Source organism: Vibrio sp. K4 (assembly GCF_051122595.1).
Lineage (GTDB): Bacteria > Pseudomonadota > Gammaproteobacteria > Enterobacterales > Vibrionaceae > Vibrio > Vibrio owensii.
On the sequence record NZ_CP178578.1, the window covers coordinates 332,328 to 345,679 of the forward strand.

11 protein-coding genes are annotated in these 13,352 nt (G+C 46.0%); 3 read left to right on the top strand and 8 right to left on the bottom strand.

The annotated features are described in order from the left end of the window. Nucleotides 1–225: 225 nt before the first annotated feature. Together ACLIIY_RS19050 and ACLIIY_RS19055 are read right to left on the bottom strand one after the other, a co-directional pair. Nucleotides 226–993, bottom strand: a complete 768-nt coding sequence (locus ACLIIY_RS19050; RefSeq protein ID WP_354394122.1) for a transcriptional regulator — start codon at nt 991–993, stop codon at nt 226–228. Nucleotides 994–1,449: 456 nt separating this feature from the next. Further along, complete coding sequence (locus ACLIIY_RS19055; protein WP_409379186.1) at nt 1,450–2,583, bottom strand: MBL fold metallo-hydrolase; 1,134 nt, start codon at nt 2,581–2,583, stop codon at nt 1,450–1,452. A gap of 157 nt (nt 2,584–2,740) precedes the next feature. Between ACLIIY_RS19055 and ACLIIY_RS19060 the strand changes: the two genes are divergently transcribed. Then, nucleotides 2,741–2,986, top strand: a complete 246-nt coding sequence (locus ACLIIY_RS19060) for a Rho-binding antiterminator (protein WP_005434844.1) — start codon at nt 2,741–2,743, stop codon at nt 2,984–2,986. A 103-nt stretch (nt 2,987–3,089) separates the two neighbouring features. Here ACLIIY_RS19060 and ACLIIY_RS19065 read toward each other — a convergent pair whose 3' ends face one another. The 5 genes from ACLIIY_RS19065 to ompW all read right to left on the bottom strand — a co-directional run bounded on the left by ACLIIY_RS19065 (nt 3,090) and on the right by ompW (nt 10,866). After that, entirely contained in the window at nt 3,090–4,577 is a 1,488-nt protein-coding gene (locus tag ACLIIY_RS19065) for an MDR family MFS transporter (RefSeq protein ID WP_434529127.1), read from the bottom strand. Next, on the bottom strand, nt 4,574–5,599 hold the full coding sequence (locus ACLIIY_RS19070; protein ID WP_009706795.1) for an HlyD family secretion protein: 1,026 nt from the start codon (nt 5,597–5,599) through the stop codon (nt 4,574–4,576). Before ACLIIY_RS19070 ends, ACLIIY_RS19065 begins: the two co-directional genes overlap by 4 nt. Before the next feature lie 536 nt (nt 5,600–6,135). Further along, nucleotides 6,136–8,736 (bottom strand): TRAP transporter permease, encoded by a 2,601-nt coding sequence (locus ACLIIY_RS19075; RefSeq protein ID WP_434529128.1) that lies wholly within the window; start codon nt 8,734–8,736, stop codon nt 6,136–6,138. 81 nt (nt 8,737–8,817) lie between these two features. Then, nucleotides 8,818–9,789, bottom strand: coding sequence for a TAXI family TRAP transporter solute-binding subunit (locus ACLIIY_RS19080; RefSeq protein ID WP_020195112.1), 972 nt, complete (start codon nt 9,787–9,789; stop codon nt 8,818–8,820). A gap of 432 nt (nt 9,790–10,221) precedes the next feature. Beyond that, on the bottom strand, nt 10,222–10,866 hold the full coding sequence (gene ompW, locus ACLIIY_RS19085) for an outer membrane protein OmpW (RefSeq protein ID WP_005434835.1): 645 nt from the start codon (nt 10,864–10,866) through the stop codon (nt 10,222–10,224). Between the two features lie 507 nt (nt 10,867–11,373). On the opposite strand from ompW, the gene ACLIIY_RS19090 reads away from it, so the two are divergent. Continuing rightward, nucleotides 11,374–12,024: a Qnr family pentapeptide repeat protein gene (locus tag ACLIIY_RS19090; RefSeq protein ID WP_434529129.1), complete on the top strand. Its 651-nt coding sequence runs from the start codon at nt 11,374–11,376 to the stop codon at nt 12,022–12,024. Nucleotides 12,025–12,032: 8 nt separating this feature from the next. Then, nucleotides 12,033–12,344: a cupin domain-containing protein gene (locus ACLIIY_RS19095; protein WP_434529130.1), complete on the top strand. Its 312-nt coding sequence runs from the start codon at nt 12,033–12,035 to the stop codon at nt 12,342–12,344. Between the two features lie 195 nt (nt 12,345–12,539). Here ACLIIY_RS19095 and ACLIIY_RS19100 read toward each other — a convergent pair whose 3' ends face one another. Beyond that, a complete protein-coding gene (locus tag ACLIIY_RS19100) occupies nt 12,540–13,286 on the bottom strand; it encodes a hypothetical protein (RefSeq protein ID WP_078610196.1) in 747 nt (248 codons plus the stop codon). Between the last annotated feature and the right edge of the window lie 66 nt (nt 13,287–13,352).

Consider the following 13,352-nt stretch of genomic DNA (forward strand, 5'->3'; position numbering starts at 1 on the left):
CAGGCGAAAAAAGGTCGAGACGTGCCCTGCCGAGTTTCGATGATGAAGATTCAGCCTTATTTATTTCACTTTTGGATTTGAGAAGAGATCGGTTAATTTGTCTCTTCTTCGTTTGACCTATTTAAATAACAGGTCATTAATTTTGGATAATAGTGGGTCTTTGATGCATTCATTATCAAACACACCCACTTAATATAAATTCTTTATTTTGTGATTAAATAGTCACTATTTTTCATTCGCCATCGAGATGGCCTTTAATAATTCACCGTCAATATTCGGAATCGTATCCGAAAGGAATATCTGATTGCCCGGCGTGTAAGTCATTAAGACGTTTCTCAGTCGCTTACTGCTTTCTCCGCTCTTGTTTTGCACATCAAACTCTATCAGTTTGTTGTACACCTCATTCGCCAGTTTCTCTTCCTGCTCTTCAGTGATAGCAATGCGTCCCATGCAAATCGGTGGTCGCACATCATGGCTAAACACTTCATCTCGAAAGCGCTTAGCAAACAAAGTATCGAGCTTGGAGCCTTCTTCGAAAATAAAGCGACCTTGGTCTTTAAAACGGTATTGATCATCACCTTTTAGCTCGATGTAATCCATCATTTCCAATGCGCGGAAATAAAGGGTGATCGAGGTATGGGTCAATTGGTATTTGCTTGCAATATCTTGCGGAGACCATTCCTTCCGACGTAATAAATACAAGAAATCAAACAGGTACGGATACTGGTGAAATATTTCACTGTTAATGTCGGTGATAAATTGCTCGTTTTCTTGTTGCAGCTGTTTACCACGCATGGACAATTCGACTAAGTCAGTATCTAAATGAGTGGCGTACGAGAGTATTTTGTCCAACCCTAAAGACGTGTTGTGTAACTGTCTCTTAATGGTTGATAGAGGAATCCCCATTCCAGCAGAGAGATCGGAATAACAAATCCCTTTCTCTTTAATTTTTTCTCGTAAAGCAGCAAGTAAATACGTTGCAGAATTATTCATCTAACAATGCCTGTTTTAATTTCTTCAGCATCCCTGATGATATATTCAAGAGAATCCTACTCTTGTGATGCTGGTTCCAATTATTCCCAGCACTCTTTATCAATTAAATCGGTTTCAATGATGAGACTTTTACTTGTTGTTAACTGATCAAGTTTTACCCATTGCGTTCACACTTTGACCAGCTATTTTAAGCCTTATCAGTATGGCGACGAGTATAATTGTTTTGATGCGTAAAATTAAGTTCACAAAGATTTTTAGTAAAAGTTTTCTCTCAGAAGGTTATTTTATTAGGTGAGAAGTATCAAAAAGTTGTACTCAGAGATTTATTATCGTGAGGGATCACAGAAAAATAGTGACTCACTGGTAATTTATCGATTCGATGACCAGTAAAAATCTTGTTATAAGGAGCAAGAAAGTTGGTTAAATTAACCGAGGTATTATTGAAGCGCCGTCATATTATACCCGTATTTTTCTAGCTTGCTCACATAATTTATTGGCTTGCCACCAAGGCTTATTTTTATATTCTTTTGACACGTAAAAACTCTCTCCCGCCATCGGGGTTATCAGCTCAATGTGATCAGCTTGGCAATGTTCAATCAAGTCCTCAATGGGCTCATCCCATTTGTGCGTAAACAGCTCATACGTTGCCCAGTGCACAGGTAGCAACTTCTTCGCTTGTAGATCTTTGAATGCTAGTACGGTGTGATGCGCTTGCATGTGTCCCCAGTTCTCAACCGGATAACCTTGGTTGCCTTTCACATCTGCCGCGACTTCCAAACAGGCGATATCAATCGGGCCGCAGCGCTGAGCAATTTGTGCAAAGTGACTATCGTACGCACTGTCGCCGCTGAAATAGAGGGTCTCTTGCTGCCCTTTAACAACCCAAGATGCCCATAAGGTCGAATTCTTATCCAGATAAGTGCGCCCTGAGTTGTGATTGGCTGGCGTGCATATCAACTCAACGTTGGCGTAATGAACGCTCTCCCACCAATCAAATTCCACCACGTTATCAGGCCTAACACCCCAACGAATCAAATGCTTACCGACACCGAGTGGCACGTAAAATGTTACGGATTTATCAGAATAGTAACGTATGGTCGAAGCTTCGAGGTGATCGTAATGATCATGAGAGATCACGATAACATCCGGAATCGGCAAGCTATCCCGTACAGCTGTATTGGGGATATTGCGCTCAAACCATGCCTTAGCAATCAACGGCGACGCATAGTCGAATACAGGGTCAGTCAGAATGCGTACGCCATCGGTCTCAATCATCAAAGTGGAATGCCCGAGCCAAGTGACTCGCATCGCTTGTTGTCGCTGTTCAAATCGCGTCGGCTCTATCGATGAATAAGGTAACTGGTTATCAGGACTGAGCGGCGAACGTCCGCCCATGTAGGCCCAACACACTTGCCAAAAAGACTGAGGGCTTGGCACGTTTGGCATCTTGTCTTTGACGCGTCCATGTTCAAATTGAGGTGAGTGGTTAATGCGATGCGCCAACTGCGCGTAGTAAGTGTGAGGAGTAATCAGTGATTGCGTTGCGCGCTCACGAGCCAAGTACGTGTTTTTAAGTGTCGTTTCAGACATGTCCTATCTACGTCTTGTTCACTAAACTATGGTTTTAGTTAAGCCTGCTTGTATGTCTTTTTCATGACCAAAATAGGGCGTAAGATGAAGATTAGGTTTCAGAGAAGTATTTCTGTCCTTTATCGGTCTTGATAAAGAAGAGAGAAGGAGAAAAGTTATGGTGACCTGCAGCCAATACGATTTTATTGAAATCGCTTGTATGTTTAATCTGCCCGTGGAGATCACCCTCAAAAATGGTGAGAAACATCAAGGCAGCGCATTTGATACAGGCTACGATATTGAACGACAAGAGTGCTTATTTTTGGATATCGATGGCGAGCACATTTCGTTCCCAACCGAACAATTGATTGCGATGAGGGCACTCAAAGACAACCCGCATTTCAGTGAAGTGACCTTCGGTTAATTGCTCGAAACGGTTAATTGCTCGAAAACCGATAGAAACGTCAGACATAAAAAAGCGCCCTTAACTGGCTGAGTTAAGGGCGCTTTTGTTTGGCTTTTGAGGTTTACCTTGAGCGGATAAATATCAGCATCGGCATCATGATAACGAACATCACCCCGACCAACTGGAAGGTGTGCACAAAGGCCACCATTTGTGATTGCTGATGAAGCATGTTCTGGTATTGCTCCAATGCCGCAGGATCAGTAATCGATAACCCCTGTTTCGCAGCCCAGTCATGCAACACTGGGTTGTAAGGGTTAAAGCCTTCTCCCAAAGCGTGCCATTGCTGTTGGCTATCGCGGTATTGGTATGTAGTCGCAATCGAGATACCAAACGAACTACCAATGGTGCGGAACAGGTTAAAAATACTCGCCCCAGCCACTGACTGCTCTTTTGGCAATGTCATATACGCCAGTGTCGATAAGGTCGAGAAGGTCAAACCTAAGCCCATACCCTGAATCATACTTGGCATCACGATCCAGAAGGTATCGATTTCCATGGAGTACAAGGTCATGAGGTAACTACCAATACCGATACAGGTTAGGCCAAAGACAATCTTCAACCTTGGATCGAATTGTGGGTTAATCACAATCACCAATATCAGCATACAGGCAGACGCCAGCCCCCGTGGTGCCATTAACATACCCGTGGTGGATACTGGGTAGTTCAATAAGCTTTCAAGCAACATCGGTTGTTGAGTGGTCAAGCCGAACATGGCCATCGACACTACCGCCATCATTAAGGACGAGACCATGAGGTTTTTGTCCTTGAGGAGCCACAGAGGCGCAATGGGGCTCTTGGTCTTCCAGCTGCGGTAGATCCACATGATTAAGCCCATGATCGCCAACAGCACTGCGGTTTGGATAATGCGAGAGTTAAACCAGTCTTCGTCATTACCTTTGTCGAGTACGAACTGCAACGCACCGACCCCGAGGGCCATATAGCCAATGATCCACCAGTCGAAGTTTGGTTTGGATTTGTTGCTGATGTGGATGTAGCGATAAATCAACGCAGTACACACCAAGCCAAATGGCAAGTTGACGTAGAAGATCCAACGCCAGTTGATGTTGTCAGTAATCACACCGCCCACTACTGGGCCTAAAATCGGACCAAGCAAGATACCGATGGAGAAGATCGCCATCGCCTTGCCTTTTTGCTCAGAAGGGTAAATCTGAACCAATGTAGATTGCGCCAGTGGAATAACCGAGGCACCAAACGCACCTTGGATAATGCGGAACACCACCATCTCTTCGAGTGAACCCGCTTGTCCACAGAAAGCACTAGCAATCACAAAGCCGATCACCGCCACCAGCATGACTTTGCGCTCACCAAATCGCGATACCCAGAAACTGGTCATCGGGATGAAGATCGCCTCAGCCATGCTGTAGCCAGTTAGGACCCAAGTGATTCGGTCTGCCGTTGCGCCCAACGCGCCCATCATGTGTGAAAGCGACACGTTAGCAACGGTCATGTCTATCAGCACCATGATGGCCGAAAGCATCACGGCGACGGTGGCTATTCCCCGTTTGTCGGCCGTAATCTCGTTACTCATTGCGCGTTACTTTTCAGATCAACAGTCACTTCAGAACTTGCACCCACACGTAATTGTGGCGCACCTTCAGGCACTTCAAGTGTCAGACGCACAGGGAAACGTTGTTTGATTTTCACCCAGTTACCGGTTGCATTTTCTGGTGGCATCAAAGAGAAAGAGGTACCACTTGCTGGCGACAGTTCTTCCACTTTCGCATCCCAAACTACGTCTGGGTACATGTCGATCACGACTTCAGCGTGCATGCCTGCTTTGATGTGTGTTAGGTCAGTTTCTTTAAAGTTTGCGCGTACCCAGTAACTGTCTTTTACAATCACAGGGAACAGTGTTTGGCCAATGCCGACAACAGAACCAGTATGTGTGTTGATTTCACCCGCGATGCCATCGACAGGAGAAGTGATGTCGGTGTAGCTGAGGTTCAATTCAGCTTGTGCAAGTTGCGCTGCCGCTTGTTGAACAACCGCTGCTTCTGCGCCTTCTTCACCACGGTTTGCAATTGCTTTTTCTACCGTTGCACGTGCTTGTTCTAAGCTTGCTTGAGCGTTAGCGAGTTTGTTTTTCGCAGTATCCAAATCTTGATCAGACGCTAATTTGCGTTTCACTAGCGAGTTAGTACGTTTGTACTCCAACTGCGCTTCGGTCAGGTTAGAACGCGCCGCATCCAATCCCGCCACCGCTTCAGTAACTTGCTTGTCGGCCACATCGTGTTGTTGAACCGCCAATTGATAAGCCGCTTTGGCTTGTTTGACTGCTAGCAGATAAGGACGAGAATCAATCTTTAATAGCAGGTCGCCTTTGTTCACCACTTGGAAATCTTTGGCTTCTACTGAGATCACTTGGCCTTGAACCTGAGGAGCGACAGACAGGATTTTAGCTCTTACATACGCGTCTTCCGTACTCGGATGACTGTCAGAATATTGCCAAGACCAGTACATCGCACCGAAGCCGATAGCACAAACGAGAAGGAAAAGGATTTTGGTCAGTTTGGATTTCGAAGAGGATTTCTTCGCGATATCGTCGCTCATTTATATTGTCCAAGTGTTCAATTATGTGATCAGTGTAGGATTTTTCCGCTTTCGAACAACAAGATGATCTGAAAGGTTAAGATCCGATTTTGAGCGTTGATAATTTGTTCAAATGATGCGCAAAGATATTCACACTCTTTGATGCCCAAGTAACCTCGAGATGCTGGTTCAGCGAGAATGACTTGGTTTGAAGGCGAGGCAACAATTTAAAGGTCTAGTGGTTCTAAATCGAAAATTGTTAACAAAGCATGCGAACCAAGGCAACTCGCCCTTCGGGAGCGTGTCACTGAAACAATTTCTTCGTCAAACAACTTGGAAAGAGCTAGCTATTCCGCTTCGTTGCTTTCCTTGAACTTGAGTCAGTGACAACGCTCTGAATCCTGCATCTTGAAGTCACTTGGGCATCGTGTGCATAAAGTATAGAAGACGCTAATCATTCCGCGACTTAGACAATCACATTGGCGAATATTCCAGACATAAAAAAGCCCCGTTAGTCTTAACTCTAACGGGGCTTTATGGTCATTTATCTTTAACTATCAATGTGCTGCAGAAAGCTGGGCAGTTACTCTTCGACGTTGTAGCCAAATCACAACACCAAACAGCAACATTGCCGGAATCCACATCCACTCTTTGCGATAACGCTCAACAGGCACACGCACATCGACAATTTGTTGGTCGAACTGCAATCCTGCAGCCTCTGCTGGGCTAGCAAAGCTAACGATATCAATAAGAGTTTGTTCACCTTGCTGATAAGTCGCGATACCCAATGCGTCCAGTTTATCTTGTCCGGTTTCCCCTTCAGGAACCGACAACAACACCGAGAATTCACGCATCTTACCTACTGCATCTTCACCGCTGATGCGCATTCTCAGCACACCGCCCTCTTCTAGCGGCTCAAGCGTTTGTGCCAACTGGGCAGGATTGCTCGATTGGTACGGATCCACCACCATGTCGATCCAGAACCCTGGACGGAACAGGGTAAAGGCCACCAGCAAAAGCAAAACGCCTTCGTACCAACGGTTACGAGTCAGGAACCAACCTTGCGTCGCCGCTGCGAATATCAACATCGCGATAGTAGAGATAACAAAGATGGCAATGCCGTGCGCCCAATCGACATCAATCAACAACAAATCCGTATTGAAGATAAATAGGAACGGCAAAGCTGCGGTTCTTAGACTGTAGTAAAACGCGGTTAAGCCCGTCTTGATTGGATCGCCTTTCGACACCGCCGCAGCCGCAAACGAAGCCAGACCCACTGGCGGCGTTACATCAGCCATGATACCGAAGTAAAACACAAATAAGTGCACCGCAATCAACGGCACAATCAAACCGTGTTGTTGACCCAGCGTGACGATTACAGGTGCTAGCAAGCTCGATACCACGATGTAGTTCGCGGTAGTTGGTAAGCCCATTCCTAAAATCAAGCTCAATACTGCGGTGAGCATCAGCATGAGTAGCAAGTTGCCCATCGACAACATCTCAACCAAATCAGCCAATACTAAGCCAACACCCGTTTGCGATACCGCACCAACAATCACGCCTGCGGTGGCAGTCGCGATACCAATGCCGATCATGTTACGCGCACCAGCAATTAAGCCTTCACGCAAATCAATACAACCGTCTTTGAAGTTACCGTAATCGTGTTTGCCGTCTTTACGCATCCAAGTCAGCAGAGGACGTTGAGTCAAAACGATCACCACCAGAATCACGCTGCCCCAAAAAGCAGACAATCCCGGAGACAAACGCTCGATCATCAAACACCACACCAAGACCACCACAGGCAGTAGGTAGTGCAAGCCAGACAACAAGACTGCGCGCGTATTTGGTAACTGTTCTAGCGGAGCATCTGGGTCTTCTTCAGGTAGCGGTTCATTGCTTGCCGCCACTTTTAGCAGCGCCAAGTACACCACCGCAAGAATCAACGCCATCCCCGGTAGGACAAAGTCCCCCAATACTGGCTTCAACCATCCTAAGCCGTAGTAGACCGCCATCGACAAACCAGAAATCAACGCCGCACCAAATGCAAAACCCGTGAGTCTTGCTAGCCAAGGTTTTGAACGTGCAGCATCAATTGGCTGCATGCCCAATTTGAGCGCCTCTAAATGAACAATATAAAGCAGGGCAATGTAAGAAATAGCAGCAGGTAAGAAGGCGTGCTTGATGATCTCAACATAAGGAATGCCAACGTATTCCACCATCAAAAATGCTGCGGCGCCCATAACAGGAGGCATGATTTGCCCATTCACCGATGACGCCACTTCCACTGCACCGGCTTTCTCTGGAGAGAAACCAACTTTACGCATCATAGGAATAGTGAACGTACCCGTGGTCACTACGTTGGCGATGGACGAGCCCGAAATCAAACCCGTTAAGCCAGAGGCAACGACGGCCGCTTTTGCAGGGCCACCACGCAAGTGCCCCAACATGCTAAATGCCAATTGAATGAAGTAGTGCCCTGCTCCAGCACGTTCCAACAACGCACCAAACAGAACAAACAGGAATACAAAGCTGGTCGATACGCCAAGCGCAATACCAAACACACCTTCTGTAGTGATCCACTGGTGGTTAGCCAACGCATCCAACTGCACGCCGCGGTGGGACAATAAACCCGGCATGTATGGGCCTGCCAAGCTGTAGCCGATAAACACCAACGCAATCACAGGCAACGCAGGGCCCAATACTCGACGCGCCGCCTCTAAAAGCAGAGGCAAACCAATCAAGGCAGTAATAAAGTCTTCAGTGGTTAAGCTGCCCGGACGTTGTGCTAGTGCTTCATACATAACAAACAAGTACAGCGAAGAGGCACAAGCAATCAAACCCAACATGATGTCGAAGGCAGGAACACGGTCGCGTGGAGAGCGCTTAAAAGCGGGGAAGACTAGGAAGGCAAGCAACAAGGCAAAGCCAAGGTGAATGGCGCGCGTTTCGGTGTCGTTCATCACACCGAAGCCAACAATAAAGGGCAGCGGAGACGCTATCCAAAGTTGAAACAAAGACCAAAGTAACGCCAAACCCGCAATCAACTTTTCCATGATTCCGGTTGGCAGGCGAGCACCCACATCTTGGGCAATCAGTTCTTCTGCTGACAGCTCACTCGGATGCGTATCAGCATGGGACGTGGAGATCGTCTTATCCATAATTTTCTCACAAACAACAGAGAAGCAAGCGCTGCGAACCCATCACAGCGCTTGCTAAAAATCGAAGGTTCTAAGAGTTACTTACAACCAGCCGCGCTCTTTGTAGTAGCGCACCGCACCTTCATGCAGTGGTGCAGACAGACCCACTTCAATCATTTCTGATTCTTTCAGGTCTTTAAATGCTGGGTGCAGACGCTTGAAGCGGTCTAGGTTGTCGAACACAGATTTCGTCAGTTGGTACACCAACTCTGGATCAGTCTCTGCTGTGGTTGATAGCACCGCTTTGCCGCCGATAGATTGCGTATCGTTCGGGTTGCCACGGTACATTCCGCCCGGAATGGTTGCTTTGGTGAAGTAAGCGCGCTCGGCAAGCAGCTTGTCGATTTCAGGACCAGTCACTGGCACTAACACCGCATCCGTTGTGGTTGAGGCTTCTTGAATCGCACCATTTGGGTGGCCAACAAAGTAGCTCATTGCATCGATGTTGTTGTCACTCATTGCGGAAGCTTGTTCAGCAGGTTTTAGATCCGATACCAAGCTGAACACATCTTGCGACCAACCTTTAGCTTGCATCACTTGCTCAAACGTATCGCGTTGACCAGAACCAGGGTTACCAATGTTGACGCGCTTGCCTTTCAAATCGTCGAAATTAGTGATGCCCGCGTCTTTACGCGCAAGAATGGTGAACACTTCACTTTGTAGTGAGAAAACGGCACGAATGTCCGTCATTGGTTGGTTATTTTGGAAAGGAGCCACACCTTCTAGGGCTTTGTATTGGTGATCTGACTGCATGATGCCGAAGTTATATTCGCCACTGCGCAAACCATTGACGTTTGCCACGCCACCACCACTGGCTGGTGCATTACATTTAATGCTGTGGTCTGCCGCACCACGGTTTACAAAACGACAAATCGATTGGCCTGCCACGTAATAAACACCCGTTTGACCACCCGTGCCGATAGTAATAAATTTCTCTGCCGCACTTATTTTCTCACTGTATGAGAACAATGATACTGCCGAAGCAAATACTGCAATGAGTGTGGTTCCTTTCATTTTAAGTTCTTCCTGTCTATCGATTGAAAAATAAAGACATTTTTCTCAGCTAACGACAGCAAAACTGAAAAATACTCGCGTAAAATTTCCACGCTTTACGAGTAATTTTCCTTAGTCAGCCAGTCCTTAGCTTCATTTTGTAATATTTATTTTGACGTTCGATTAATAATTAACCGAATGCTTGTCATCGAATTTATCAGAACAATTTCAAAACCTAGCTATAGTAATTTTTCGCTTTTCTCAGCAATCGAGAATTAACAGAAAATTCATTTTTTAATCGATGCGTTTACAAATAGAAAAATCATAGAAATAGGAAGAGAAAGGAGAGATGAGAAGAAGAGAAAATGAAATAAAAAAAAAGAGGGGCAATCCCCGCAACTGCCCCTAAAAGTCATGCCAATAATATTGTTGTTCTTTTGCTACTGCTTTTTCTTAGAACTTGTAACCGCCGCTGATCATGAATACCCAAGGGTTGATTTCAACGTCAGTTTTTTGTTTCGCGCCACCCGCTTTGTAGGTCGCTTCTGTTTCAATGTTTGCGTACCACGCCGATGCGTTTAGGAACCATTTATCGTTGATCATGTAGTCCACACCAACGTTTGCAGCTAGACCGAATGAATCATCCAATTTCAGATCAGAAAGGCCAGCCCCCTTACCCGTACCGTTAAAGCCTTCATCAAAGAAGATGGTGTAGTTTAGACCCGCACCCACGTATGGGCGGAATTTGCTTTGTGAGTCACCAAAGTAGTACTGAACCATCACTGTTGGTGGTAGGTGTTTTGTCTCACCAATGTCACCAAGGCCAAGTAGATCTGTAGAAATATCATGGCTAAACGGCGTTGCAGCAAGGACTTCTAAGCTGATGTTGTCGGTAAACATGTAACCGAACGTCAAGCCCAGCTGCGTGTTGGAATCCACTTTCAGCTCTTCTTGAGAACCTAGGATCTTGTCACTGCTGTCATTTGGTACAACGGATGCCGCACCAACACGTAAAATGAAGTCACCTTCACTGTGAGCGAAAACACTTGGAGACACTAACGCAGCAACCACTGCTAAACTGCAGATTGTTTTTTTCATTGTTATTTCCTTTTGTAGGGCTTTGTTTCTTTTTGTACTCAGCTGCGCTCTTCCCTTTCGGGCAGTTCCTCAATGAATCCAAAACCTTGAAGCACGCGAGTATCACTATTTTCTTGAGCTGCGCGCAATCTAGCATATAGAAACCCTACTATTTTGATGGAAATCAATTTGTGAAAAATATAGCTTTTCCGTATACAAAAACGCCAAATTGATCAACAAATTATGCAAATAGGACACAATCCTGTAATGCAAACTGTGCGTGTGAGAAGCGTGCGTCGCAGTTCTCATTCCGCATCCTCTGAGAGCCTCTGTGCTCAACAAAACTTTTTTCTCGATATGCTCGGGTTATTTTCAAAAAACACCCACTTCAAATCGCCAATTTGACCGCTTAAATTGGCGATTTTCGGCCTTTGTAAACCACTGAAATACAACAAGTTATATTTCTGGAAAATCAGTCACTTAGGGTGTTAGTCTGCTTCCAACCGAACAAGGAAAAGATAAAAAGCCATGATTAAGACCGATCTCACTTTCGAACAGGAAGACTTTTCTCATCACGATTTGCAAAACACCACTTTTGAAAACAGCCGCTTTTATCAGTGCAATTTCGACCACGCCGATCTGAGTGATGCAAAGTTTATTGACTGCCGTTTTATCCAGCCGAGCGACATAGAAGGTTGCAGTTTCCGTTATGCCAAACTGAAAGATGCCAGCTTTAGCAACTGCATGTTGGCCATGTCTCAGTTCAATGGTGCGGATTGCGTCGGCATCGAACTGCGCAAATGCGATTTGAAAGGCGCAAACTTTCAAAGTGCCAACTTCGCTAATCGCGTCAGCAATACCGTATTCTTTTGTATCGCCTACATTACGGGCTGCAACTTAGCTTACACCAACTTTGAGCGCGCACTGCTAGAAAAATGCGACCTGTTTGAGAACCGATGGAACGGCGCCAATTTGATGGGCGCGAGCTTTAAAGGCTCTGACTTATCGAGAGGAGAATTCAGTCGAGAACAATGGGGCAGCTTTAATATAGAAGAGAGCGATCTTACCCACGTCGACTTAGAAGGCTTGGACATTCGCCGCGTCTCTTTATACGGTGTTAAGATCTGCGACTGGCAGCAAGAACAACTGCTCGCACCATTTGGACTGATCGTTATTTAGGAAGCACTATGAATCTGTTTAAAGACCTACCCAGTGATCTGAGTGAAGAAGTGTTCGAAGACTTACTCACACATAAACAGCTGCGCATCGAGCGTATTGTCTCAAAGGGCCAAACCACGCCAGAGGGCGAATGGTACGATCAAGAAGAACATGAGTGGGTGGTGGTGCTGCAAGGCGCTGGTGAACTGACTTATGAAGATGGATCTGTAAAACGTTTAGAAGCCGGTGACCACATCAACATTCCGGCGCATACAAAGCATCGCGTCAGTTGGACAGCCCCAGAACAAGAGACAATTTGGTTGGCGGTTTTCTACCGCTAGATTGTCGACTTTGTTGTTATTCCGGTGAGCAGGTAAAGAAAAACGGGGGAAAGAAACCCTAACTTTCCCCATGTGCGCAATAAAGGGTCTAGGTGAGGCGCAAAAGAAATTGAAGTCATGACTCCGAGCCAGTCTCCCAACCGTTACTCAGAAATGAACCTAGTCATCACTTCAATGTTCATAGATAAAAACGTGTTATTGACGTGAGAGTGTGTTCTGTTTGCGGTTGTATTCGAATCGATGGCTTTGCTCAACGGTGTCTTTGACTTCTAGCCCTTCCATCGTCGTTGTGCCTATCTCCAGCCGAACTTGATCACTGTTCAAGTCCACTATCAGCTCATCATATTGGCTTTTTTCACCATTCTCGTCGTACTGCAAACGCACCTTATACGTGCCTTTGCTTGCATCATATTCAGCTTGATAACCTTGGTTGAATGCCTCAATCGCAATGCCTTCTGGATACACCACCATGTCAACACGCGTCGGTGCTTCGGTGAATTTGTAGGTTGAGATACCAAAACGGGTTTCGATGATGTCCGCTTCATAAAAGAAGTGTTCAATCTCATTTGATGAGCTGACCATCACCATTTCAGGTGTTAGGCGCATCAAGTGAAACTCAAAAATCAGAGAGGTTTTGTTGTCACCAACATTAGGGACTAGAGCTTCCAACTCCGCGAGGGTACTCACATTAAAGTCACGCAAAATGTTTAATGAGAGTCTATCGAGCGTGTAAGTCACTTTGCGAGACAAGTTCTCGGCCTCAAAGCCCAGCAAGTCATCGCTGATGGTGTCGGTAATCGAACGATGCAGCAGATCGATACCGTCTACCTCATAGTTCGCTCTGTGATCTTTAAACTTAGGCACAGAGTCTGTCGTTATTCCTTCGCCACCACAGCCACTCAGTGCAAACATCACCGCAATACTCGCTATTGCTTTATGCATCTGTACACGCTCCTTTTCCAAGACGGCGGCAGTGTAACGATTGCGGCAACGAGTTGATGTAAGCGT

Coding starts and splice junctions, on each gene's coding strand:
- ACLIIY_RS19050 (WP_354394122.1), bottom strand. CDS start 993: ATGAATAATTCTGCAACGTATTTACTTGCTGCTTTACGAGAAAAAATT.
- ACLIIY_RS19055 (WP_409379186.1), bottom strand. CDS start 2,583: ATGTCTGAAACGACACTTAAAAACACGTACTTGGCTCGTGAGCGCGCA.
- ACLIIY_RS19060 (WP_005434844.1), top strand. CDS start 2,741: ATGGTGACCTGCAGCCAATACGATTTTATTGAAATCGCTTGTATGTTT.
- ACLIIY_RS19065 (WP_434529127.1), bottom strand. CDS start 4,577: ATGAGTAACGAGATTACGGCCGACAAACGGGGAATAGCCACCGTCGCC.
- ACLIIY_RS19070 (WP_009706795.1), bottom strand. CDS start 5,599: ATGAGCGACGATATCGCGAAGAAATCCTCTTCGAAATCCAAACTGACC.
- ACLIIY_RS19075 (WP_434529128.1), bottom strand. CDS start 8,736: ATGGATAAGACGATCTCCACGTCCCATGCTGATACGCATCCGAGTGAG.
- ACLIIY_RS19080 (WP_020195112.1), bottom strand. CDS start 9,789: ATGAAAGGAACCACACTCATTGCAGTATTTGCTTCGGCAGTATCATTG.
- ompW (WP_005434835.1), bottom strand. CDS start 10,866: ATGAAAAAAACAATCTGCAGTTTAGCAGTGGTTGCTGCGTTAGTGTCT.
- ACLIIY_RS19090 (WP_434529129.1), top strand. CDS start 11,374: ATGATTAAGACCGATCTCACTTTCGAACAGGAAGACTTTTCTCATCAC.
- ACLIIY_RS19095 (WP_434529130.1), top strand. CDS start 12,033: ATGAATCTGTTTAAAGACCTACCCAGTGATCTGAGTGAAGAAGTGTTC.
- ACLIIY_RS19100 (WP_078610196.1), bottom strand. CDS start 13,286: ATGCATAAAGCAATAGCGAGTATTGCGGTGATGTTTGCACTGAGTGGC.